At 73.0% G+C, this 23,908-nt stretch carries 17 protein-coding genes; 11 read left to right on the top strand and 6 right to left on the bottom strand.

The genetic code is table 11. The annotated features are described in order from the left end of the window. Positions 1–10: 10 nt before the first annotated feature. Complete coding sequence (locus tag O7606_RS10860; protein WP_281598931.1) at positions 11–757, bottom strand: amino acid ABC transporter ATP-binding protein; 747 nt, start codon at positions 755–757, stop codon at positions 11–13. A gap of 187 nt (positions 758–944) precedes the next feature. On the opposite strand from O7606_RS10860, the gene selD reads away from it, so the two are divergent. Then, positions 945–1,934, top strand: a complete 990-nt coding sequence (selD, locus tag O7606_RS10855) for a selenide, water dikinase SelD (RefSeq protein ID WP_281598930.1) — start codon at positions 945–947, stop codon at positions 1,932–1,934. A 202-nt stretch (positions 1,935–2,136) separates the two neighbouring features. Further along, positions 2,137–2,616, top strand: a complete 480-nt coding sequence (locus O7606_RS10850; RefSeq protein WP_281598929.1) for a hypothetical protein — start codon at positions 2,137–2,139, stop codon at positions 2,614–2,616. Between the two features lie 114 nt (positions 2,617–2,730). On the opposite strand, the gene O7606_RS10845 is transcribed toward O7606_RS10850, so the two are convergent. Continuing rightward, positions 2,731–3,000, bottom strand: a complete 270-nt coding sequence (locus O7606_RS10845; RefSeq protein WP_281598928.1) for a DUF2277 family protein — start codon at positions 2,998–3,000, stop codon at positions 2,731–2,733. 53 nt (positions 3,001–3,053) lie between these two features. Here O7606_RS10845 and miaB point away from each other — a divergent pair, with 53 nt between their 5' ends. Then, positions 3,054–4,583 (top strand): tRNA (N6-isopentenyl adenosine(37)-C2)-methylthiotransferase MiaB, encoded by a 1,530-nt coding sequence (gene miaB, locus O7606_RS10840; RefSeq protein ID WP_281598927.1) that lies wholly within the window; start codon positions 3,054–3,056, stop codon positions 4,581–4,583. Positions 4,584–4,734: 151 nt separating this feature from the next. Here the strand turns inward: miaB and O7606_RS10835 are convergent, their stop codons facing one another. Beyond that, the gene (locus O7606_RS10835; protein WP_281598926.1) at positions 4,735–5,703 is read right to left on the bottom strand and encodes a right-handed parallel beta-helix repeat-containing protein; all 969 of its coding nucleotides are present in this window, start codon (positions 5,701–5,703) and stop codon (positions 4,735–4,737) included. Positions 5,704–6,154: 451 nt separating this feature from the next. Further along, entirely contained in the window at positions 6,155–7,363 is a 1,209-nt protein-coding gene (locus O7606_RS10830) for a DUF349 domain-containing protein (protein ID WP_281598925.1), read from the bottom strand. Between the two features lie 251 nt (positions 7,364–7,614). Here O7606_RS10830 and O7606_RS10825 point away from each other — a divergent pair, with 251 nt between their 5' ends. The 4 genes from O7606_RS10825 to dapF all read left to right on the top strand — a co-directional run bounded on the left by O7606_RS10825 (position 7,615) and on the right by dapF (position 10,596). Continuing rightward, positions 7,615–8,064 carry a DUF4440 domain-containing protein gene (locus O7606_RS10825; RefSeq protein WP_281598924.1) on the top strand — a complete coding sequence of 150 codons (450 nt, stop codon included), beginning with the start codon at positions 7,615–7,617 and terminating at the stop codon, positions 8,062–8,064. 69 nt (positions 8,065–8,133) lie between these two features. Beyond that, complete coding sequence (locus O7606_RS10820) at positions 8,134–8,853, top strand: hypothetical protein (RefSeq protein WP_281598923.1); 720 nt, start codon at positions 8,134–8,136, stop codon at positions 8,851–8,853. Beyond that, a complete protein-coding gene (gene miaA / locus O7606_RS10815; RefSeq protein WP_281599608.1) occupies positions 8,736–9,755 on the top strand; it encodes a tRNA (adenosine(37)-N6)-dimethylallyltransferase MiaA in 1,020 nt (339 codons plus the stop codon). The genes O7606_RS10820 and miaA overlap by 118 nt, the downstream gene beginning before the upstream one ends. Positions 9,756–9,762: 7 nt before the next feature. Continuing rightward, positions 9,763–10,596, top strand: coding sequence for a diaminopimelate epimerase (dapF, locus tag O7606_RS10810; RefSeq protein ID WP_281598922.1), 834 nt, complete (start codon positions 9,763–9,765; stop codon positions 10,594–10,596). 39 nt (positions 10,597–10,635) lie between these two features. On the opposite strand, the gene O7606_RS10805 is transcribed toward dapF, so the two are convergent. Beyond that, a complete protein-coding gene (locus O7606_RS10805; protein WP_281598921.1) occupies positions 10,636–12,111 on the bottom strand; it encodes an NAD-dependent malic enzyme in 1,476 nt (491 codons plus the stop codon). A 195-nt stretch (positions 12,112–12,306) separates the two neighbouring features. On the opposite strand from O7606_RS10805, the gene hflX reads away from it, so the two are divergent. Further along, positions 12,307–13,758 carry a GTPase HflX gene (hflX, locus tag O7606_RS10800; RefSeq protein WP_281598920.1) on the top strand — a complete coding sequence of 484 codons (1,452 nt, stop codon included), beginning with the start codon at positions 12,307–12,309 and terminating at the stop codon, positions 13,756–13,758. Positions 13,759–13,807: 49 nt separating this feature from the next. Then, positions 13,808–15,484 (top strand): hypothetical protein, encoded by a 1,677-nt coding sequence (locus O7606_RS10795; RefSeq protein ID WP_281598919.1) that lies wholly within the window; start codon positions 13,808–13,810, stop codon positions 15,482–15,484. Positions 15,485–15,544: 60 nt separating this feature from the next. Here O7606_RS10795 and lexA read toward each other — a convergent pair whose 3' ends face one another. Next, positions 15,545–16,327: a transcriptional repressor LexA gene (gene lexA, locus O7606_RS10790; RefSeq protein WP_281598918.1), complete on the bottom strand. Its 783-nt coding sequence runs from the start codon at positions 16,325–16,327 to the stop codon at positions 15,545–15,547. Positions 16,328–16,833: 506 nt separating this feature from the next. On the opposite strand from lexA, the gene nrdR reads away from it, so the two are divergent. Both nrdR and O7606_RS10780 read left to right on the top strand, forming a co-directional pair. Further along, positions 16,834–17,322 (top strand): transcriptional regulator NrdR, encoded by a 489-nt coding sequence (gene nrdR / locus O7606_RS10785; protein WP_281598917.1) that lies wholly within the window; start codon positions 16,834–16,836, stop codon positions 17,320–17,322. Between the two features lie 77 nt (positions 17,323–17,399). Then, positions 17,400–23,840 (top strand): LAGLIDADG family homing endonuclease, encoded by a 6,441-nt coding sequence (locus O7606_RS10780; RefSeq protein WP_348651145.1) that lies wholly within the window; start codon positions 17,400–17,402, stop codon positions 23,838–23,840. Positions 23,841–23,908 lie beyond the last annotated feature (68 nt).

The raw sequence follows: 23,908 nt of genomic DNA, 5'->3' as shown, positions 1-23,908 counted from the left end.
GGACGTTCGTCTAGTGCGTGAGGATCTTGGAGAGGAAGTCCCGGGCGCGCTCGCTGCGCGGGTTCGCGAAGAACTCCTCCGGGGTGGCGTCCTCGACGAGCTGGCCGTCGGCCATGAAGATGACCCGGTTGGCGGCGTGCCGGGCGAAGCCCATCTCGTGGGTCACCACGACCATCGTCATGCCGTCGCGGGCCAGCGAGGTCATCACGTCCAGCACCTCGCCGACCATCTCCGGGTCGAGCGCGCTGGTGGGCTCGTCGAAGAGCATCGCCTTGGGCTGCATGGCCAGGGCGCGGGCGATCGCCGCGCGCTGCTGCTGGCCGCCGGAGAGCTGGGCGGGGAACTTGTCCGCCTGGTTGGCGATGCCGACCCGGTCGAGCAGGGTCATCGCGCGTTCCCGGGCGGCGGCGGGCTTCTCCTTGCGGACCTTGACCGGCCCGAGGGTGACGTTCTCCAGGATGGTCTTGTGCGCGAAGAGGTTGAACGACTGGAAGACCATGCCGACCTCGCTGCGCAGTTTCGCCAGCGCCCGGCCCTCGGCGGGCAGCGGCTGCCCGTCGAAGGTGATCGTCCCGGAGTTGATCGGTTCGAGGCGGTTGATGGCGCGGCACAGCGTGGACTTGCCGGAGCCGGACGGGCCGATCACCACGACCACCTCGCCCCGGCCGACCGAGAGCGAGACGTCGTCCAGCACGTGCAGCGGCCCGAACCACTTGTTGACCGATTCGAGCACGATGAGCGGGTCGCCCGTGGTCACCGTCGTCCACCGTCCCTGGTCGTCGTCGCACTGGGTCGGGGGTCGGTCGACCCCCGGTGGGGCAACTCTAGGCGGGCCGACGTGGCGGAACGCAAGCTGGCGGGTCACGGAGCGGTAACACCGGTCCCGACTTGCCGCGCCCGTGGTGCCAGAGTGGAGCGGGAGAGCGGACGGGAAGGGGAGACGGGTGGGGGAAGCGGTGCGGTTGACCCGGTACGCGCGGGGCGGGGGTTGTGCCTGCAAGATCCCGCCCGGTGAGCTGGAGGCCATGGTGGCCGGGCTGGGGCCGGCGAGCGGGACGGCGGAGCTGCTGGTCGGGCTGGACCACGGCGACGACGCGGCGGTGGTCCGGCTGGACGGGCGCACCGGGCTGGTGAGCACCGCCGACTTCTTCACCCCGGTGGTCGACGACCCGTACGACTGGGGTCGGATCGCCGCCGCCAACGCGCTCTCCGACGTGTACGCGATGGGCGGCACGCCGCTGGTCGCCCTGAACCTGCTCTGCTGGCCCCGGGAGGTGCTCCCGCTCGACCTGGCCCGGGAGGTGCTGCGGGGTGGGCAGGACGTGGCCCGGGAGGCCGGCTGCCACCTGGCCGGCGGGCACAGCGTGGACGACGACGGGCCCAAGTACGGCCTGGCGGTGACCGGGGTGGTCCGCCCCGAGGAGTTGATCACGTTGGACGCCGGGCGGGCCGGGGTGCCGCTGTCGTTGACCAAGCCGCTCGGCGTCGGGGTGCTCAACACCCGGCACAAGCACACCGGGGAGGCGTTCCCCGAGGCGGTCGCCACGATGGCGACGCTGAACCGGGACGCCGCCCGCGCGGCGGTCGCCGCGGGCGTCCGGTGCGGCACCGACGTGACCGGGTTCGGGCTGCTCGGCCACGCCAGCAAACTGGCCCGGGCCAGCGGGGTGACGGTCGCGTTGGACGTCGCCCGGGTGCCGTACCTGGCCGGGGCGCGGGAGGCGGCGCGGGACGGGTTCGTCAGCGGGGGCAGTCGCCGCAACCTGGAGTGGGTCACCCCGTGGACGGACTTCGGCACGACCGGCGAGGCCGACCGGCTGCTGCTGGCCGACGCCCAGACCTCCGGGGGGCTGCTGGTGGCCGGGGAGCTGCCCGGGGCCACCGTGGTCGGCGAGCTGCTGCCGCCGGGCGGGCCGCGGGTGGTGCTGCGCTGAGCCGGGGCCGGCGCCCCGGTCGCGCCACCATACCCGACGAACTGTCACCTTTCCGTCAGCTCCCGCAGTCCGGCGCAGGGAAATTTTGCCCTGAATGGTCACAGACCGGTAACTTGGCCGCGCCTTGCCGCAAACCGCCTCCACCATCGTGGGTGAGGCCCGATCCGGAGGCCCCTGGGAGCGAGCACAGCGAGGAGACGGCATGACCGAGCTGTGGAACTGGAGAATCGACCGGGTACGACCGGCGGCGGTCCGTCCGGCGTTGGCGCAGGCGCTGGGCCGGGTGGTGGTGCCCCTCGCCGTGGCCGACCCGGGTCGGCTCCCGCTCCACGCGGTGGTCTGCGACGTGTGGCAGGCGCCGGGGGAGTTCGCCACGGTCGTCGACTGTTACGGGCCGCCGGAGGGGCTCGCCGAGCACACCGCGGTCGCGACGCTGGCCCGGCTGCTGGACCGGCCGTGCCTGCTCCCGGACGACACCCTCGACGCCGGACGGCACCTGATGGTCACCCCGGACGGCATCATCCGCCCGGTGCACTTCGACGTCCGGGAGACCGACGACGGCGAGGCGCTCACCGGCCGACGCCTCTGCACCGAGGCCGATCCCGCCTGCCGGGGCTGGTCCCGGTGCCGCCGCTCGCGGTGGGCCCCCGACTCGGTCGCCCCCGCCCTCGCGGCGGCCTGACCCGGCGGCTACGCCCCTGACTCCGGCGGCCACGCCGCTGGGCCCGGCCGTTACGCCCCGGCCACGCCGCTGGGCCCGGCCGTTACGCCCCGGCCACGCCGCTGGGCCCGGCCGTTACGCCCCGGCCTGGGCGCGGCGGCGTTCGCCGGCCGAGGGCGGCGGCGGCCCGGGACGGACGCCGCCCCGGACCACCAGCTCGTCGAGCAACGTCCGGGTGGCGGCGGCCACCGCGTCCACCGCCGCCTCGAACGCGGCGGCGTTGTGCGCGGCCGGCGACCGGAACCCGGAGATCTTGCGGACGTACTGCAACGCGGCGGCCCGCACGTCGGAGTCGGTCACCTCCGGCACGTACGGCTCGCGCAGGGTCTTGATGCTCCGGCACATGGCTCCTCCTCGGTTCGGGTCGATCCGGGCGGCCCGGATACGCTGTCGGTGTCATGACTACCGCAGCCGCGGGCAGCCCGCGCACCTACCAGGTGCGTACGTACGGCTGCCAGATGAACGTGCACGACTCCGAGCGCATCTCCGGCCTGCTCGAAGGGGCCGGTTACGTGCGTGCCCCGGCGGCCGACGAGCACCCCGACGTGGTCGTCTTCAACACCTGCGCGGTCCGGGAGAACGCCGACAACCGCCTCTACGGCAACCTCGGTCATCTGCGCCCGGTCAAGGCGAAGCATCCCGGGATGCAGATCGCGGTCGGCGGCTGTCTGGCCCAGAAGGACCGCGGCGACATCGTCCGTCGCGCCCCCTGGGTGGACGTGGTCTTCGGCACGCACAACATCGGCTCGCTGCCCGCGCTGCTGGACCGGGCCCGGCACAACGCCGCCGCCGAGGTGGAGATCCTGGAGTCCCTCGACGTCTTCCCGTCGACGCTGCCCACCCGGCGCGAGTCGACGTACGCCGGGTGGGTGTCGATCTCGGTCGGCTGCAACAACACCTGCACGTTCTGCATCGTGCCCGCCCTGCGCGGCAAGGAGAAGGACCGCCGCCCCGGCGACGTCCTCGCCGAGGTGCGCGCCCTGGCCGCCGAGGGCGTGCTGGAGGTGACGCTGCTCGGGCAGAACGTCAACTCGTACGGCGCGGAGTTCGGCGACCGGCTCGCCTTCGGCAAGCTGCTGCGGGCCTGCGGCGACGTCGACGGGCTGGAGCGGGTCCGGTTCACCAGCCCGCACCCGAGGGACTTCACCGACGACGTGATCGCCGCGATGGCCGAGACGCCGAACGTCTGCCACTCGTTGCACATGCCGTTGCAGTCCGGCTCGGACGACGTGCTGCGGGCGATGCGCCGGTCGTACCGGGCGGAGCGTTACCTGGGCATCATCGACAAGGTCCGGGCGGCGATGCCGGACGCGGCGATCACCACCGACATCATCGTCGGCTTCCCCGGCGAGACCGAGGCCGACTTCCAGCGCACCCTGGACGTGGTCCGCGAGGCCCGGTTCGCCTCGGCGTTCACCTTCCAGTACTCCAAGCGTCCGGGCACTCCGGCCGCCACCATGGACGGTCAGCTCCCCAAGCAGGTCGTCCAGGAGCGTTACGAACGGTTGATCGCCTGCGTGGAGGAGATCACCTGGGCGGAGAACAGGGCGCTGGTCGGTGAGACGGTCGAGGTGCTGGTAGCCGTCGGCGAGGGGCGCAAGGACGAGCGGACCGGTCGGATGTCCGGCCGGGCCCGCGACGGTCGGCTGGTGCACTTCGCCACCGGCGACCCCGGGGCGGCGGGGGCGTCGACGGTCGGCCCGGCGAGCGCCATCCGGCCCGGTGACATCGTGCACACCACGGTCACCTACGCCGCTCCGCACCATCTCAACGCCGACGGTCCGCCGGTGGCGCACCGCCGGACCCGGGCCGGGGACGCGGCCGAGGCGGGACGCGTCCCGCGTACCCCGGGGGTGTTGCTCGGACTGCCGACGGTGGGCGCGCCGACCGTGGCGCCCGCGCCCGCCGGCGGCTGCGCCGCGCAATGACGACCGGCGGCTGCGCCGTGTGCCACCGGGACCGGCCGTCGCGCCGGGGGCGGTGACCCGCGGTGGCAGGCGCTGCCGACCGGCGGCCGCGCCGCCCGTCGACGATCGGGGCCCGCCGTGACCGGCGGGCCCCGCCCAGCTCAGCGGCGGATCAGACCGAGATCCTGCCCGCGCCCGCGCCCGCGGTGACGACCGACTTGACGTTGCTGGCCGCGTCCATCGGGGCCCAGTACGGGATGCTGGCGACGCTGCCGCCGGCCTGGCCGCTGCCGGAGTTCACGAAGTGGTTGTTCCGGGCGACCAGGGTGCCCGGCCCGGAGCTGCCCTCGCCCAGGTGGAACGGGTCCCTGACGTTCTCGAAGTAGTTGCCCTCGACGAGCACGCCGGCGCTCATGGTGGAGGCCACGCCGTAGCCGCCGTTGCTGCGGTAGTAGTTGTTGTAGACGTGCACCGGGTTGCCGAAGCGGACCCGGGGGTGCCGCTGGTTGCTGCCGTCGAAGTAGTTGTGGTGGTAGGTGACCCGCAGGTGGCCGCGGTCCTGCGCGCCGTTGTCGTCGCTGTGCCCGAGCAGCATCGACTTGTCGTGGCCGTAGACCCGGTTCCACGAGACGGTGACGAAGTCCGAGCCGCGCTTGACGTCGACCGCGCCGTCGTAGCCGGCGGTGAAGGTGTTGTGGTCGATCCAGATGTTGGTGGCGGACTCCTGGACGTTGATCGCGTCGTCGTTCCAGTTCCGGAAGGTCAGGTTCCGGATGATCACGTTGCGGTCGCCGCTGATGTTGAGACCGCAGCCCGCGATGGTCGCGCCGGAGTTGCCGAGGATGGTCTTGTTGGACCGGACCCGCAGCATGCCGGAGCAGGAGATGGTGCCGGAGACCCGGATCACCGCCGCGCTGCTGGCGCCCAGCGCGCTGGTCAGCGCGGCGGCGCTGGTCACCGTGGTGGTCGGGGCGCTGCCGCCGCCGGAGGTGCCGCCGTTCTGGGTGGCCCAGCCGTACAGGCCGTAGTCGGCGGTGGCGCTCGGGTCGGCCTGGGCGGTGACCGGGACGAGCGTCCCGGCGGTGAGCACGGCCGCGGTGGCGGTGGCGAGCAGCGTCAGACGACGCCGTCCTGCGAGCATGGTGGATTCCCTTCTCCGAGGTGGGGGAGAGGACCCGATCGGCCGGACGGACGCCCTGCCCAGTGGCGTCGGTCCCGGTCGGGGACGGAGGGTCCTCGTGTCCTTGCCGTGGGTACGTGGTGAGACACCGTGCTGAACGTGCGGAAACCGGCTCCCGCTGCGCCCACCCCGCCAGGGCAAGCGCTTTCCCGATAAAAGCACAGACCCGCCTCGATGTAAACAACGCGTCACATGTCGATCACGCTGCTGTGGGTGGGTGACGACGCGGCGCGAACGGACGGCCGGCAGGGCGGTGGCCACCGCTGCCGGTGGCGACGGTCCGCCGACGACGCGGCCCCCGCCCGCGCCGGGTGGAACGGCGGTGGACGGGGGCCGCGGTCGAACGACGCCGGTCAGCCGGCCCGCCCGGCGAGCCGGACGGTCAGCCGGCCCTGTCCGGCGAGCCGGAGGATCAGCCGGCCTGCTCGGCGAGCTGGAGGAACTGCCGCTTCGAGGCGAGCGCCTGCTCGGCCTCCCTGATCCGGCGGTTGTCCCCCGCCGCCTGGGCCCGGGCCAGCCGCTCCTCGGCCTCGGCCACCTGCGTGCGCATCTGGGCCAGCAGGGGGTTGTCCTCCTTGGTGGTGCGTCGCCACGCCGAGTCCATCACCTCGCGGACCTTCTCGTCGACCGCCCGCAGCCGCCGCTCCAGGCCGGCCGCGGCCTCCCGGGGCACCCGTCCGGCCTCGTGCCACTGCGCCTGGATCTCCCGCAGTTTGGCCTGCGCGCCCTTCGGGTCGCCGTCGACGTCCAGCGCCTCGGCCTCGGCCAGCAGCGCCTGCTTGCGCTCCAGGTTGCCCCGCTGCTCGTCGTCCCGGGCGGAGAAGACCTCGCTGCGCCTGGTGAAGAACGCGTCCTGCGCGGCCCGGAAGCGTTCCCAGAGCTTCTGCTCGGCCTCCTTGGAGGCGCGCGGCGCGGCCTTCCACTCGGCCATCAGGTCCTTGAGCCGGTTGGCGGTGGCCGCCCAGTCGGTCGAGTCCTTCAACGACTCGGCCTCGGTGACCAGCTCCTCCTTGGCGGTCTGCGCCTGCTTGCGCTGCGCGTCGAGGGAGGCGAAGTGGGCGCCCCGGCGGCGGGTGAAGCCGTCCCGGGCGGCGGCGAACCGCTTCCACAGCTCACCGTCGGCCTTCTTGTCGACCCCCCGGATGGTCTTCCACTCGTCGAGGATCTCCTTGAGCCGGTCACCGGCGGTCTTCCAGCCGGTCGACTCGGCGGCGAGCTTCTCGGCCTCCTCCACCAGGGCGGTCTTGCGGGCCAGCGCCTCGGCGCGCTGGGCGTCCCGGGCGGCCCGGGCGGCGCCGGCCTTCTCCTCCGCCAGCGTGGCGAGCTTGTCCAGGCGGGCGGCCAGCGCGTCGATGTCCCCGACGACGTGCGCCTCGGCCAGCGAGGCCCGGATCCGGCGGACGGTGGTCAGCGAGCCCCCGGCGTCGGCCGCCCCCGAGTTGAGCCGGGCCTCGGTCAGGTCCACCTCGGTCACCAGGTCCGCGAACCGGCGGGCGAAGTGGGCCAGTCCCTCCTCCGGCGCTCCCGCCTGCCAGGATCCGACCACCCGCTCGCCCTCGGCGGTCTTGACGTACACGGTGCCGTCCGCGTCCACCCGTCCGAAGGCAGTCCAGTCGCTCATGTGCCCATCCTCGTTCTCCCGGCGTCGACGGATTGCCCGCGATCGCCGCCACGGCGCAGCAAGTTTCCCTCGGCATTGTCACAGGTCCAACCCTGTCCGCGTCGAGCGCCTATCGCCGACCGTGACCATACGGTGTCCTACCCCGCACCATCATCCGCCGCCGTCGGCTTGTCGACCGTTGACGTACGCTGTACGGTACGCCCTACCGGAAGCCCGGCCGGGCTTCCGGGCCGGCCACCAGGAGGACACCGATGACCCAGGCACGCTCGCAGCTCGTCCCGCCGGCCGACCCCGGGTACGCCCCCGGCGTCGAGGACCTCGCCGCCCTCGACGCGTGGTTCCAGCGGTACGACGGGTACGCCGCCGCCGGTGACGTGGCGGGCACCGCGAGCCTGGCCCTGTTCCCGCTGAACACGGTCACCGACGACGCGGCCGGGCAGGGGTCGGCCCGTCAGCTCGACCGGGACGAGTACCTGGCCATGATGGGCGGCGTGCTCGGCGGCGCCGAGGACCTCCAGATGGACTCCACCCGCACGCCGTACCTGCTCACCCCGAGCCTGGCGGTGGTCTTCACCGAGGCCGAGTTCACCATCGACGGGCAGCCGCAGCGGGTGCGCTACGCCGACGTGTTGGTGAAGGTCGACGGCGAGTGGCGCTTCCAGACGATGATCCAGGGCGGCTGGGGCGGCCAGGCCGGCTGACGACGCCGACCCGCCGCCCGCCGCGCTCCCCGGGACGGCCGGCGGCGGGTCGGCCGTTACCGTTGCCGGGTGTCCCTGGTCGCCGCCGCCGTCTGCCCACATCCGCCCCTGCTCGTGCCCGAGGTGGCCGGCGCCGCCGCCGGAGAGCTCGACACCCTCCGCGCCGCCTGCGACACCGCGGTCGGCCGACTGCTCGCCGCCGACCCCGAGGCGCTGCTGCTGGTGGGGGCCGGCCCGTCCACCACCCGCTACTCCACCGCCGACCACGGCACCCTGCGGCCGTACGGGGTGGACCGGCAGGTCCGGCTGTGGAAGGTCAACTGCTCCGGTGGCCCGCGCCTGCCGCTCAGCCTCACCATCGGGGCCTGGCTGGTCGGCCGCCACGACGTCGACCTGCCCCGCTTCGCCCACGCGGTCGCCGCCGACACCCCGCCCGGGGAGTGCGCCCGGCTCGGGGCCGAGCTGGTCGCCGCCACCGGGGCGCGTACCGCCCTGCTGGTCCTCGGGGACGGCTCGGCCTGCCGGGGGCGGCAGGCGCCCGGCTACGACGACCCGCGCGCGCCCGCGTACGACGAGCGGGTCGCCGCGGCCCTGGCCGACGCGGACCCCGACGCCCTGCTCGCCCTGGATCCGGGGCTGTCGGCGGAGCTGAAGGTCGCCGGTCGCGCGCCCTGGCAGGCGCTGGCCGGCGCGGCCCGGGCGGCCGGCGGGGCCTGGCGCGGCGACCTGCTGGCCCACGCGGCCCCCTACGGCGTGGCGTACCTGGTGGCGACCTGGGAGCGGCCGTGACCGTCGTCGCGGTGGTCGGCCCCACCGCCGCCGGCAAGTCCGCGCTGAGCATCGCCCTGGCCCAGGCGCTCGGCGGCGAGGTGGTCAACGCCGACTCGATGCAGCTCTACCGTGGGCTGGACATCGGCACCGCCAAGCTCACCCCGGCCGAGCGGGCGGGCGTGCCGCACCACCTGCTCGACATCTGGGAGGTCACCGAGCCGGCCAGCGTCGCCGGGTACCAACACCTGGCCCGCGCGGCGGTCGACGACATCCTCGCCCGGGGCCGGGTGCCGCTGCTGGTCGGCGGCTCCGGCCTCTACGTGCGCGCGGTGCTGGAACGCTTCGAGTTCCCCGGCACCGACCCGGCCCTGCGTGGCCGGCTGGAGGCCGAGCTGGCCGCCGTCGGTCCGGCCCCGCTGCACGAGCGGCTGCGCGCCGTCGACCCGGTCGCCGCCGCCGGGATCCTGCCCGGCAACGGCCGGCGCATCGTCCGGGCCCTGGAGGTGATCGAGCTGACCGGCGCGCCGTTCACCGCGTCGCTGCCCGACCCGACCCCGGTGTACCCGTCGGTGCAACTCGGCGTGGACCTGGACACCGCCGTGCTCGACGAGCGGATCGCCCGCCGGGTGGACCGGATGTGGGCCGACGGACTGGTCGCCGAGACCCGCGCGCTGGTCGGGCGCGGCCTGCCCGACGGGCGTACGGCCAGCCGGGCGCTCGGCTACCAGCAGGTGCTCCGGCTGCTGGCCGGCGAGCTCACCGAGACCGGGGCGCGGGACGAGACGGTCCGGGCCACCCGCCGCTTCGTCCGCCGGCAGCGGTCCTGGTTCCGGCGGGACCCGCGGGTGCGCTGGCTCGACGCCGCCGACCCCGACCTGGTGGCGAAGGCCCTGCGGACGGTCCACGCCGCTGCGGAATGATGGGGGCGTGGAGTTCACCAAGGGTCACGGCACCGGCAACGACTTCGTCATCATCCCCGACCCGGACGGGCAGCTCGACCTGAGCCCGCAGCGGGTCGCCGCGCTCTGCGACAGGCGTCGCGGGATCGGCGGCGACGGCGTGCTGCGGGTGGTCCGGGCCGCCGAGCACCCCGACGGGGCCGGCCAGGCCGGCGACGCCGAATGGTTCATGGACTACCGCAACGCCGACGGCTCGGTCGCCGAGATGTGCGGCAACGGCGCCCGCGTCTTCGTCCGCTACCTGCTCACCACCGGGCTGGCCGCCCCGACGGACGGCCTGCTGCCGGTGGCCACCCGGGCCGGCGTCGTGCGGGCCCGGGTCGACGGACCGACCATCGCCGTCGAGCTGCGCCGCCCCCGGCCGTACGACTCGGCGGTGGCCACCCTCGGCGGGCTGACCCTGCCCGGCACGGCCGTCGACGTGGGCAACCCGCACCTGGTCTGCGCCCTCCCGGCGGGCCTGGAGCTGGCCACGTTGGACCTCACCCGGGCCCCGGGGTTCGACCCGACGGTCTTCCCGGCCGGGGTGAACGTCGAGTTCACCAGCGCCGGTGACCCGGTCGACGACGGCGTGGACGCCCACGTGCGGATGCGGGTCTACGAGCGTGGCAGCGCCGAGACGCTCTCCTGCGGCACCGGGGCCTGCGCGGTGGCGGCGGTGGCCCTGCGGGACGCCGGGCGGGACACCGGCACGGTCGCCGTCGACGTCCCGGGCGGCCAGCTCACGGTCACCGTCACCCCGACGTCCTCCTGGCTCGCCGGCCCCGCCGACCTGGTGGCCACCGGCACCCTCCACCCCTGACCCCACCCCAGGGGGTGACCCGCTCCCACATCATCACCGTCAGGGGGTGGCGGAGGAGGCGGCGGCGATCTCGGGGAGGTCGGCCGGGCCGGGGTCGGCCGCGGGGGGCGGGGTGGCGGCGGCCGGGTCCTGGGCGGCGGCGCGGACCGCGGCGGCCACCGCCGGCGCCACCCGGGGGTCGAAGACGCTCGGGACGATGACCGTCGGGTTGATCTTGTCCTCGCCGACCACGTCGGCGATGGCCCGGGCCGCGGCGATCGCCATCTCCTCGGTGAACTCCTCCGCGTGCGCGTCCAGCATCCCCCGGAACACGCCCGGGAAGGCGAGCACGTTGTTGATCTGGTTCGGCTGGTCGGACCGACCGGTGGCGACCACCGCGGCGTGCCGGCGGGCCTCCCGCGGATCCACCTCCGGGTCCGGGTTCGCCAACGCGAACACGATCGCGTCGGCGGCCATGGTGGCGATGTCGTCGCCGGTGAGCAGGTTCGGCGCGCTCACCCCGATGAACACGTCCGCGCCGCGCACCGCCCCGCGCAGGTCCCCGGAGTAGCCGTCCCGGTTGGTGTTCTCGGCCAACCACTGCCAGGCCGGGTTGAGCCCGGTCAGCCCACGGTGCAGCGCCCCCTGCCGGTCGTACGCGATGATGTCGCCGACGCCCTGCCGCAGCAGCAGCTTCATGATCGCGGTGCCGGCCGCGCCCGCCCCGGAGACCACCACCCGCACGTCGGCGAGCCGCTTGCCGACCACCCGCAGCGCGTTGGTCAGCGCGGCCAGCACACAGATCGCCGTGCCGTGCTGGTCGTCGTGGAAGACCGGGATGTCCAGCAGCTCCCGCAGCCGGGCCTCGATCTCGAAGCAGCGCGGCGCGGCGATGTCCTCCAGGTTGATCCCGCCGTACGCGGGCGCGATCGCCCGCACGATCGAGACGATCTCGTCGGTGTCCTGGGTGTCCAGCACCACCGGCCAGGCGTCCACCCCGCCGAACCGCTTGAACAGCGCCGCCTTGCCCTCCATCACCGGCATCGCCGCAGCCGGCCCGATGTTGCCCAGCCCCAGCACGGCCGACCCGTCGGTGACCACGGCGACCGTGTTGCGCTTGATGGTCAGCCGGCGCGCGTCGGCCGGGTTCTCCGCGATGGCCAGGCACACCCGGGCCACCCCCGGCGTGTACGCGCGGGACAACTCGTCCCGGTTACGCAGGGCGACCTTCGGCGCGACCTCGATCTTGCCGCCGAGGTGCAGCAGGAACGTCCGGTCGGAGACCTTGCGGACGTCCACCCCGTCCAGCGCGCGCAGCGCGGCCACCACCTGGTCGGCGTGCCCGGCGTCGGCGGTGTCGCAGGTCAGGTCGACCACCACGTGGTTCGGGTCGGAGTCGACCACGTCCAACGCCGTGACGATCGCCCCGGCCTCCCCGGCGCAGGTGGTGAGCCGTCCGATCGAGGACGCGTCGGCGGGCACGGCGATCCGGACGGTGATCGAGAATCCGGCGCTCGGCAGGCGGGTGATGGCCACAGGGTCCCTCCGGTCACGGCGCGGCGGCCCCGGTGCCGCCACCCTCGCATTTCTACCGGTTCGCCGGATCGGACCGACACGCGCCCCGCGATGGGCCGGGACTGTTCCGCTCCGGAGGGGGCAAATAGCAGGTGCGGTCACGCCCCGCGCGTGTCACGATTACTCCGTAGTCGTCAAAACGGACAGGAGAACGGTTTGCGAGAGCAGGAGAGCTTCGTCCCGGTCGAGGACGAGGAGCTCGACGCCACCACCGGCGAGCTGGAGTTGGAGGAACGCCAGGCGCTGCGACGGGTGCCCGGTCTCTCCACCGAGCTCAGCGACATCACCGAGGTCGAGTACCGCCAGCTCCGGCTGGAACGGGTCGTGCTGGTCGGCGTCTGGACCGAGGGCACGGTGACCGACGCGGAGAACTCCCTCACCGAGCTGGCCGCGCTGGCCGAGACCGCCGGCTCCCAGGTGCTGGAGGGGCTGATCCAGCGCCGCAACCGCCCCGACCCGGCCACCTACGTCGGGCGCGGCAAGGTCGAGGACCTCACCGCGGTGGTGCTGTCCAGCGGCGCCGACACGGTGATCTGCGACGGTGAGCTCTCCCCGTCCCAGTTGCGCAACCTGGAGCAACGCACCAAGGTCAAGGTCGTCGACCGGACGGCGCTGATCCTCGACATCTTCGCCCAGCACGCCAAGAGCCGCGAGGGCAAGGCCCAGGTCGAGCTGGCCCAGCTCGAATACCTCCTACCCCGGCTGCGCGGCTGGGGTGAGACCCTCTCCCGGCAGGCCGGCGGTAGCGGACGCGGCGGCGGCGCCGGCGGCGGCGTGGGCCTGCGTGGCCCGGGCGAGACCAAGCTGGAGACCGACCGGCGGCGGATCCGCCACCGGATCGCCCGGCTGCGCCGCGAGATCAAGGCCATGCGGACGGTACGGCAGACCAAACGCGCCCGCCGCGCCCGCAACGCCGTCCCGGCGGTGGCCATCGCCGGCTACACCAACGCCGGCAAGTCCAGCCTGCTCAACCGGCTCACCGGGGCGGGCGTGCTGGTCGAGAACGCGCTCTTCGCCACCCTCGACCCGACCACCCGACGGGCCACCACCGCCGACGGCCGCCTCTACACCCTCTCCGACACCGTCGGGTTCGTCCGGCACCTGCCGCACCAGATCGTCGAGGCGTTCCGCTCGACCCTGGAGGAGGTCGCCGAGGCCGACCTGGTGGTGCACGTGGTCGACGGCACCCACCCCGACCCGGAGGAGCAGGTCCGGGCCGTCCGCGAGGTGCTCGCCGAGGTGGGCGCCGACCGGCTCCCCGAGCTGCTGGTGGTCAACAAGACCGACGCCGCCGACGAGGAGACCCTGCTGCGTCTCAAGCGCGCCTGGCCGGACGCCATCCTCGTCTCCGCCCACTCCGGGCGCGGCCTCGACGACCTGCGGGCCGCCGTCGAGGCACGACTGCCCCGACCGGCCGTCGAGGTGCGCGCGGTGCTGCCGTACGACCGGGGGGACCTCGTCGCCCGGCTGCACCGGCAGGGCGAGGTGCTCAGCGCCGCCCACCTGCCGGAGGGGACGCTGCTGCACGTACGGGTCGGCGAGGCGCTCGCCGCCGAGCTGACCCCGTACCGGGCGGACGAGGTCGTGGCCGGCGCGCGCCCACGGTGAGGGTCGCCGGGCCGACCGGGTACCCGGTGGAACATGCGACACTGAGCCCATGCGGCGTGCGATCTCCTCGATCACGGTTGCCTTCGGCCTGCTCACGGTGACCGCCGGGCTCGCCGGAGCGGCGGTCGCCGCTCCGGCCCCGGCGCCCTCCGACGGCGCGCCACCGGCCGGCAAGAAACGCTGCACGGTCACCGACCCGAAGCTGCGCGAGCTCTCCGGCCTGATCGCCACGAAGACCGGCTACGTCGTGGTCAACGACAGCACCGACGTGGACAGCCACAAACGGGTCTTCTTCCTCGACTCGAAGTGCGAGATCACCCGCTCGGTCCGCTACTCCGGCCAGGGGCCGCTGGACCCGGAGGACCTGGCCCTCTCTCCGGACGGCAAAACGCTCTGGATCGCCGACGTCGGCGACAACATCACCAGCGAGAAACGCCGTGAGCGGGTGGCGCTGTGGACGATGCCGGTCGGCGGGGGCGACGAGCCGGTGCTGCACCGCGTCGCCTACCCCGAGCGCAAACCGCACGACGCCGAGGCCCTGCTGATCGGTGACGACGGCAAACCGCTGATCATCACGAAGACGCTCAGCGGCAAGGCGCAGATCTTCACCCCGGCGGCCGAGCTCAGGACCAACAACGTCGAGCCGGTGCCGATGGAGAAGGTCGGCGAGATCAGCCTGCCGAAGACCACCACGCCGAACCTCCTCCAGGGCCCCGGGCGGGTGGCGGTCACCGGCGCCGCCCGGTCGCCCGACGGCAGACGCGTGGTGCTGCGCACCTACGCCGACGCCTTCGAGTACGACGTGCCCGACGGCAACATCGTGGCCGCGCTGACCAGGGGCGAGCCCCGGGTCACCCCGCTGGCCGACCCGTTCGGCGAGGCCATCTCGTACACCCCGGACGGGAAGCTGTTCGTCACCGTGTCCGACGCCGGCGAGCTGGGCGAGGACGCCGAGGTCGACATCCTGGCGTACCCCCCGTCGACCACCGGCGCCGCCCCCGTGCCCGACGACGGGAAGAAGAAGACCGCCGCCGGGGGCTCCTGGACGGACAGCCTGACCCTCGACGACATCGAGTACCTGATCGCGGCCGTCGGGGCGCTCGGCGCGTTGCTGGTCGGGGCGGGCGTCGTCGGCATCGTCCGGGCCCGCCGCCGGCCGACCACGCCCACCCGGGGCGGCCCCTCGAACACCGGTGACCTGCCCGACCGGGACGCTGTCGACCGCCGTGGCCCCGAGCCGCGCCAGGATCCGTCGACGGACCGGGAGGCCCGGCGGGGCGGCGCCGTCTACGGCGGCCCGCCGCCCCCGGCCGGCCGCCCCGGCAAGGGCGGAGTCTACGGCGGCGCCCCGGCTGGCGGAGGCGTCTACGGCGGCGGGCCCCAGGGCGGCGGTGGCGCTCCTCGCGGCGGCGGCAGCGGCAGCGTGTACGGCGGCGGCGCCCCCTCCGGCGGGCGGGGCGGCTACCGTGGCGGCCCGACCGGCGGCGGGCCGGGCCCGTCGTCGGGTGGCGGCCGGGCAGGCGGCGGCCACGGCCGGGGTGGCGGCAGCGGCTATCCCGATGGCGGCGTGTACGGCGGCGGTCGCGCCGAACCACCCCGGCGGGGCGGCGGCACCGGCCGACGGGACGAGCCGGAGCACCGGGGCCGGCGGGGCGGGTACGACGAACCTGAGCGGTACCGTCGCGCCACCGACCGGGACCGGGACTACCGGGGCACCCGGTACTGAAAGATCGACCCCGTCGCCCGCCGGTGACACGGCCCGACCTCAGCTCGGGCGCGCGGCGCGTCAGATGCGGCGGAGCACCGCCACGACGCGACCCATGATGGTGGCGTCGTCGCCCAGGATCGGGTCGAAGGCCGGGTTCTGCGGCATCAACCAGACGTGGCCGTCGCGGTGCCGGTAGGTCTTCACGGTGGCCTCGCCGTCGAGCATCGCGGCGACGATCTCCCCGCTGTCGGCGGTCGGCTGCTGCCGGACGACCACCCAGTCGCCGTCGCAGATCGCCGCGTCGAGCATCGAGTCGCCCTTGACCTGGAGCATGAACACCTCGCCCTCGCCGACCAGCTCGCGGGGCAGCGGGAAGACGTCCTCCACCGCCTGCTCGGCGAGGATCGGCCCGCCGGCGGCGATCCGGCCCAGCATCGGCACGTACGCGGGGGCGGGACGCTGCGCGCGGGTCAGCTCGTCGTCGATCATGTCGCTCGGCGGCCGGACGTCCACGGCCCGGGGCCGGTTCGGGTCCCGCCGCAGGAAACCCTTCCGCTCCAGCTCCTTGAGCTGGTACGCGACGCTCGACGGGGAGACCAGCCCGACCGCCTCGCCGATCTCGCGGACGCTGGGCGGGTAGCCGTGCCGGTCGACCCAGTCGCGGATGAACTCCAGGATCCGCCGCTGCCGGGCGGTCAGGTCCACGGTGGCCGGGTCGGAGAAGGCGCTGCCCACCGGGGTGACCGATCGCACGGCCGGCTGGCCGCCCCGGCTGCGGGTGGCGCGCCGGCGGGTGGCCGGTTGACCCGCCTCGGGGCTCTGCGGGGGCTTCTGCCGGCTGGCCCGGTCCTCGGTCGACACGTCCGTCCTCCCTGGTCGGCGCTGGGTGCCTCGGCGGCTCGTGGTGCGTACGGCGGACAGGCCGGACGCGCGCGTCCGGCTGTTCCCGACCGTATAGGTGGGATGGGGGTTTTTCAAACGTCTGTACGACCTGACTCCGGCGTGTCGTGGTCATTTCCCGCTGTCGACCCCGCCGTTTTCTGATAATGGTACGTCGGGTCGAACGGGTGTTCGATTCGGTCGCCCGGGGCGTGGGGGTAACCGGGGGGCGCGGTGGGCGTTGAGCGTGCGGGTCACCGTGACGCGCCGGACACGCCGGCCAACTTGACCACGGTCGGCGGGCGGCCTAGGTTCGACCCCTAGATGTAGTAGTCACATGGGCGTAAGTCGCCTACAGGTTGGGTTCGACTACCGACCGCACTCCCCGTTCCCGCCCCGGTGGGCGGCCATCGACCGACGGCCGCGCCGGGTTGGCGTGTGCCCGGGGAGCAGGCGCGGCCGCGATCGACGAAGAAGGAGGTACGGCGATGCGGTGCCCGTACTGCCGGCACGCCGACTCCCGGGTGGTCGACTCGCGGGAGGCCGACGACGGCCAGTTGATCCGTCGCCGTCGGGCCTGCCCGGAATGTGGCAAGCGGTTCACCACGGTCGAGGAGCCCGTCCTGGCCGTGGTCAAGCGGAGCGGGGTGACCGAGCCGTTCAGCCGCACCAAGATCATCGGCGGGGTGCGCAAGGCGTGCCAGGGCCGTCCGGTCGACGAGGACGCGATCGCCCTGCTCGCCCAGAAGGTCGAGGAGACCATCCGCGCCAAGGGCGCCGCGGAGATCCCCAGCCACGAGGTCGGCCTGGCGATCCTGGGCCCGCTACGTGACCTGGACGAGGTCGCCTACCTGCGCTTCGCCAGCGTCTACCGGTCGTTCGACTCGCTTGCCGACTTCGAGCGCGAGATCGAGACGTTGCGGGCGGCGGCCCGCGCCCGCGCGGGGGCGGCCGGGGCCGCCGACCGCGCCAACTGAATTTTCTGCAGGCACGACGCGCGGCCGGTGAGGTCGACCGCGCAGACGAGGGGGCGGATGAGATGACGGGGGACGGCGTGACAGCCAGCCGGTCGCGGACGAAGGCCGCGGCGGCCACCACCGGTCTGAAGGTCGACCGGGTGTGGACCACCGAAGGGGTGCACCCGTACGACGAGGTGACCTGGGAGCGCCGGGACGTCGTGCTGACGAACTGGCGGGACGGCTCGATCAACTTCGAGCAGCGCGGGGTCGAGTACCCGACGGCGTGGAGCGTCAACGCGGCCAACATCGTGACCACCAAGTACTTCCGGGGCGCGGTGGGCACCCCGGAGCGGGAGTGGTCGCTCAAGCAGCTCATCGACCGGGTGGTGGACACCTACCGCGCCGCCGGCGAGCAGTACGGCTACTTCGCGAGCCCGGCCGACGCCGAGGTCTTCGCCCACGAGCTGACCTGGATGCTGCTGCACCAGGTGTTCAGCTTCAACTCGCCGGTCTGGTTCAACGTCGGCACCCCGTCACCCCAGCAGGTCAGCGCATGCCTGCCGTACGACTCGCTGGTCAGCACGCCGGCCGGGCTGGTGCCGATCGGCAAGCTGGTGGAGGAGAACGCCGTCGGCGCCAAGGTGTACGACAGCACCGGCCTGACCAGCATCGTCGCCGTGAAGGCCAACGGCGTCCGGGAGGTGCTCCGGCTGCACACCAAGGCGGGCTACACCCTCGACGTCACGCCCGACCACGTGGTGTGGAAGAGCACCGGCGCCGGCGCCGGTCAGTGGGTCGAGGCCGGCACGCTCGTCCCGGGCGACCAGCTCGAGTGGCACCGCACGCAGACGTACGGGGAACGCGAGCTGGGCCTGCGGGAGATCCGCGAGGCCGCCCTCGCCGGATGGTTGCAGTCGGACGGCTTCGTGGGCCGGTACGAGACGGGCACCAACCGGTCCCTGACCATCGAGGCGATGACCGTCAACGACGACGAGCTGGACTGGGTCACCGTCGCCCTCGACGAGGTCTTCCCCGGCGCGCACCGCAAGGAGCGCCCGGTGGTGACCCAGAGCGACCAGCTCGACTGCCGGCGCACCCGCCTCTACGGCGAGCACCTGCGTCCGTTCGTGGAGAAGTGGGACCTGCTGACCCGGGGCGTCGAGATGACCGTCCCGGAGCGGCTCCTCACCGCCCCGTTGCCGGTCGTCGCCGCGTACCTGCGCAGCATCTTCCAGGCCGAGGGCTACGTCTCCGCCCGCGAGCGGTCGACGCTCGTCGCGGTCGACATGATCTCCGAGCAACTGATCCGTGGCGTGCAGAGCCTGCTGCTGCGGTTCGGGATCTTCTCCCGGGTGTCGTACCGGAAGGACGCCCGCGCCGACCGTAAGGGCTGCTGGTCGGTCCGGATCCAGAACGAGGGCGACCGGGACCTCTTCGCCACCCACATCGGGTTCGTCGGCGCGGAGAAGATGGCCAGGCTCGAAGCGGGCTTCGCCAAGCCGGGCCGCCCCGCCGCCGAGGTCAAGCGACTGGAGATCGACCGCATCGAGCCGCTCGGCGCGATGGAGGTCTACGACATCCAGACGGAGAGCGGCGAGTTCCTGGCCGGCAACCTCCGGGTGCACAACTGCTTCATCCTCGCCGTCGACGACTCGATGGATTCCATCCTTGACTGGTACAAGGAGGAGGGGCTGATCTTCAAGGGCGGCTCCGGCTCCGGGGTGAACCTCTCCCGGATCCGCTCCTCCCGGGAGCTGCTCTCCTCCGGGGGCACCGCCTCCGGCCCGGTCAGCTTCATGCGTGGCGCGGACGCCTCCGCCGGCACCATCAAGTCCGGCGGGGCCACCCGACGGGCGGCCAAGATGGTTATCCTCGACGTGGACCACCCGGACATCGAGGAGTTCGTGGTCACCAAGGCGCGCGAGGAGGACAAGATCCGCGCGCTGCGGGACGCCGGCTTCGACATGGACCTGGGCGGCGCGGACATCGTCAGCGTGCAGTACCAGAACGCCAACAACTCGGTCCGGGTCTCCGACGAGTTCATGCGGGCGGTGGAGAACGGCGACGGCTTCGACCTGCGGGGCCGCCTCGACGGGCGGACCATCGAGACGATCGACGCGCAGAAGCTGTTCCGCACCATCTCCCAGGCCGCCTGGGAGTGCGCCGACCCCGGCCTCCAGTACGACGACACGATCAACGACTGGCACACCTGCCCGGAAACCGGACGAATCACCGCAAGTAACCCCTGTTTCACGGCGGACACCCTGGTGCACACCGACAAGGGACTGATCCGGTTCGACGCGCTGATCGACCGGGCGCGGCAGGGCGAGACGTTCGGCGTCTACACCCACGACGCGACCAACCCGGATGCGCCGGCCGACCGGATCGAGCTGACCAGCCCCGAAGCGCTCATGATCACGGGCACCAACGAGATCCTGCGCCTGGAGTTCAGCAACGGCATGGTGTTGCGCTGCACCCCGAACCACCGGATCTGGACCACCAACCGGGGTTACGTCGAGGCGGCGGAGCTGACCGAGGAGGACCGGATCCTCCCGTTGAACCTGCCCACGCCAGCGGTGGCCGCATCGCGCGCCTTCGCCATGCGGCCCGGCGTCTCGGTGCGGCCCGGCGACGTGGTGACCACCAAGTGGCAGCGGGAGTCCCGGTTGCCGGAGAAGTGGACCGAGGAGTTCGCCCACCTGCTGGGTTGGCTCACCGGCGACGGCTGCGTGCGGTCCGGTAGCGAGGCGCGCGGGGACAACCCCGTCGCCACCTGGGTGTACAGCGCCGAGGACCGGGCCCCCTTCCTGCCCCGGCACCAGGCGTCGCTCACCGAAATCCTCGGCTTCACCCCGAAGCCGTCCGAACAGCCCAACGGCACCGTCCAACTCCGTGCCGGCCGGTCGGCCGTGGTGGACTTCCTCGTCGGGCTGGGGGTCAGCACCGGGAAGGCCGCCGACAAGCGGGTCCCGGCGGCGGTGCTGGAAGCGCCGGTGGAGATCCAGGCGGAGTTCCTCCGTGGTCTGTTCGACGCCGACGGGTGTGCCGCCGAGACCGCGAACGACACGCGCTACGTCGGGCTCGGCTCGGTCTCCGTCGAGCTGCTCCGGGACGTGCAGCGGATGTTGAGCTGCTTCGGCATCGGCAGCCGGATCTACACCAGCCGGAAGGACGAAGCGTCCTTCGCGTACACCACGGTCGCCGGGGAGGAGCGCAGCTACGCTGGCGGGCAACTCTACGACCTGCGGATCAGCGGGGCGAACATCCCGGCCTTCGCCGGCGCGATCGGCTTCGCGCACCCGCGCAAGGCGGAACGGCTGGCCGGTTGGCTGCGGGCGAACCGCTTCTACCGTACGGACCAGACCGCGACCCTCAGGAACCGTGAGTTCGACGGGATCGAGACCACCTACAACCTGTCCGAGCCGCGCAACCACTCCTACATCGCCAACGGTGTCGTGGTCCGTAACTGCTCGGAGTACCTGCACCTGGACAATTCGTCCTGTAACCTCGCGTCACTGAACCTGATGAAGTTCCTCCGCGCCGACGGAACCTTCGAGGTGGAGAAGTTCGTCCGCTCCGTCGAGCTGGTCATCACCGCGATGGACATCTCGATCTGCTTCGCCGACTTCCCGACCGAGAAGATCGGCGAGACCACCCGCGCCTACCGGCAGCTCGGCATCGGGTACGCCAACCTCGGCGCGCTGCTGATGGCCTCCGGCCTGCCGTACGACTCGGAGCAGGGGCGCTCGGTCGCCGCCGCGATCACCTCGCTGATGACCGGCACGGCGTACCGCCGCTCCGCCGAGCTGGCCGGCATCGTCGGCGCGTACGACGGGTACGCCCGCAACGCCGAGCCGCACAAGCGGGTGATGCGCAAGCACGCCGCCGCCAACGACGAGATCCGGCCGGCCGGTCCGGTCGCCACCGCGATCGTCCGGGAGGCCACGAAGCAGTGGACCCTGGGCAACAAGGTCGGCGAGAAGCACGGCTGGCGCAACTCGCAGGCCAGCGTGCTCGCTCCCACCGGCTGCCTGACCGCCGACACGATGGTCACCACCGACCGCGGGCTGATGCGGCTGGGCGAGATCGGCGACGGGTACGGTGACCGCTGGCAGGACCTGGACCTGCGGGTCTCCACGGACGAAGGGGCCCGGCAGGCGACGAAGTTCTTCGTCAACGGCGAGGAGCCGACCCGACGGATCGTGACCGAGGGCGGATACCGGATCCAGGGCACCCTGGCCCACCGGATCAAGGTCGTCGACCCGGGCACCGGCGAGTGGGTGTGGAAGCGGATGGCCGAGGTCGCCGAGGGTGACCTGGTGCCGATCCAGCTCGGCACGCTGGTGGGGGAACCCCGGCGGGTGCCCCTGCCGGTGCTCGACCAGGCGTACTACACCGACGACCGGCGGCTGCACGTCCCGGACGTGGTGGACGCTGAGCTCGCCGAGCTGGTCGGCTACTTCATGGGCGACGGCAGCCTGCACGCCAAGGGCGTCCGGTTCTGCGTGGCCGACGCGGACCTGGACGTCGTCGAGCGGCTCCGGGTGCTCGGCAAGGGGCTTTTCGGCCTGGAGCCGGTGGTCACCGGACGGGCCGGCTACCGGGAGGTGACCTTCCAGTCGGTCCGGCTGGCCCGGTGGTGGCAGGCGGCGGGCTTCGCCAGGACGCTGCCCGACGCCGACCACACCGGCAAGGGCTGGTCTCCCCGGGTGCCGTCCGCGCTGCTGGAGACCAACGACGTCAGCGTGTACGCGGCGTTCCTGCGGGGCGTGTTCGAGGCCGACGGCACGGTCGCCGAGGGGGTGCCGTCGCTGTCCACCGCCACCGAGACGTTCGCGGCCGAGATCCGTACCCTGCTGCTGACGCTCGGGATGGCCACCACGACCCGGCGGACGACCAGCGGTCTGGGCTCGGACGTGTGGCAGGTACGACTGCGGAACACCGCGCACGCGATCGCGTTCGAGGAGATCGTCGGCTTCGTCGGCGCCCGCAAGGCCGACCTGCTCGTGGTCGAGCCGACGCAGACCGGCAACCGGGACCGGGTCCACCTGCCGGCCGAGGTCTGGGAGCTGCTGGCGCCGGCGGGCCACGAGCTGCGTCCGGCGGTCACCCAGTCGCTGCGCAAGACCGGAGGCGTGCCGCGGGCGGTGGCGTCGCGACTGTTCGCGGAGACCGGTGACGACCGGCTGGGCCATGCCCTCGACTACCTCTTCGAGCGGGTCGCCGGGAACGAGGACGGCGGCGTCCAGCCGACGTTCGACCTCTCGGTCCCGGAGAACGTCACCTACGTCGCGGGCGGTTTCGTCAGCCACAACACCATCGGCTTGATGATGGACTGTGACACCACCGGGGTCGAGCCGGACCTGGCGCTGGTGAAGTTCAAGAAGCTGGTCGGCGGCGGTTCGATGCAGATCGTCAACCAGACCGTGCCGCGCGCCCTGCGCAGCCTCGGCTACCCGGAGGAGCAGGTCGAGGCGGTCGTCGAGCACATCGCCGAGCACGGGCACGTGGTGGACGCCCCCGGCCTCAAGCCGGAGCACTACCCGGTGTTCGACTGCGCGATGGGCGAGCGGTCCATCGCCCCCATGGGCCACGTGCGGATGATGGCCGGCGTCCAGCCGTTCATCTCCGGCGCGATCTCCAAGACGGTGAACGTGCCGGAGTCGGCCACGGTCGCGGACGTCGAGAAGATCTACTTCGAGGGCTGGAAGCTCGGCCTGAAGGCCCTGGCGCTCTACCGGGACAACTGCAAGGTGGGTCAGCCGCTCTCGGTGGCCAAGCCGAAGAAGGCCGCCCAGGCCGTCGAGACCGCCCCGGCCGCCGAGGCGGAGAAGGTGGTCGAGAAGGTCGTCGAGTACCGGCCGGTGCGCAAGCGGCTGCCGAAGAAGCGCCCGTCCCAGACGGTCAGCTTCTCCGTCGGCGGGGCCGAGGGCTACCTGACCGCGTCGTCGTACCCGGACGACGGGCTCGGCGAGGTCTTCCTGAAGATGTCCAAGCAGGGCTCCACCCTGGCCGGGGTGATGGACGCCTTCTCGGTGGCCATCTCGATCGGTCTCCAGTACGGCGTGCCGCTGGAGACGTACGTCAGCAAGTTCACCAACATGCGGTTCGAGCCGGCCGGGATGACCGACGACCCGGACGTGCGGATCGCCGCCTCGGTGATGGACTACATCTTCCGTCGTCTGGCGTTGGACTTCCTGCCCTACGAGACCCGTTCCGAGCTGGGCATCTTCACCGCCCAGGAGCGGACGGCGCAGATGCGGGCCGAGGCGGAGGCCGAGGCCGCCGAGAGCGGCGCGGACCTCGCCGCGATGGCGGTGTCCGCGCCGGTCGAGGCGGAGGCCGAGCCGGCCGCCGCCGTCGAGGTGGCCCCGGTCCGGCCGGCGTCGTCGGTCGGCTCGTCGACCGATCTGCTGGAGGCGGTGATCGGCAAGGCCGCCGACGCGCCGCTCTGCTTCACCTGCGGCACGAAGATGCGCCCCGCCGGAAGCTGCTACGTCTGTGAGGGCTGCGGCTCCACCAGCGGCTGTAGCTGACGCCCTGCCCGACGACGACCGCCCGGACCAACCAGGTCCGGGCGGTCGTCCGTCTGCCGTGGCGGGAC

Source organism: Micromonospora sp. WMMD882, assembly GCF_027497255.1.
Classification (GTDB): Bacteria; Actinomycetota; Actinomycetes; order Mycobacteriales; family Micromonosporaceae; genus Micromonospora.
This window is presented reverse-complemented; position numbering and strand designations above follow the sequence as displayed.

Coding starts and splice junctions, on each gene's coding strand:
- O7606_RS10795 (WP_281598919.1), top strand. CDS start 13,808: ATGCGGCGTGCGATCTCCTCGATCACGGTTGCCTTCGGCCTGCTCACG.
- nrdR (WP_281598917.1), top strand. CDS start 16,834: ATGCGGTGCCCGTACTGCCGGCACGCCGACTCCCGGGTGGTCGACTCG.
- O7606_RS10825 (WP_281598924.1), top strand. CDS start 7,615: ATGACCCAGGCACGCTCGCAGCTCGTCCCGCCGGCCGACCCCGGGTAC.
- O7606_RS10845 (WP_281598928.1), bottom strand. CDS start 3,000: ATGTGCCGGAGCATCAAGACCCTGCGCGAGCCGTACGTGCCGGAGGTG.
- O7606_RS10835 (WP_281598926.1), bottom strand. CDS start 5,703: ATGCTCGCAGGACGGCGTCGTCTGACGCTGCTCGCCACCGCCACCGCG.
- miaB (WP_281598927.1), top strand. CDS start 3,054: ATGACTACCGCAGCCGCGGGCAGCCCGCGCACCTACCAGGTGCGTACG.
- O7606_RS10850 (WP_281598929.1), top strand. CDS start 2,137: ATGACCGAGCTGTGGAACTGGAGAATCGACCGGGTACGACCGGCGGCG.
- O7606_RS10830 (WP_281598925.1), bottom strand. CDS start 7,363: ATGAGCGACTGGACTGCCTTCGGACGGGTGGACGCGGACGGCACCGTG.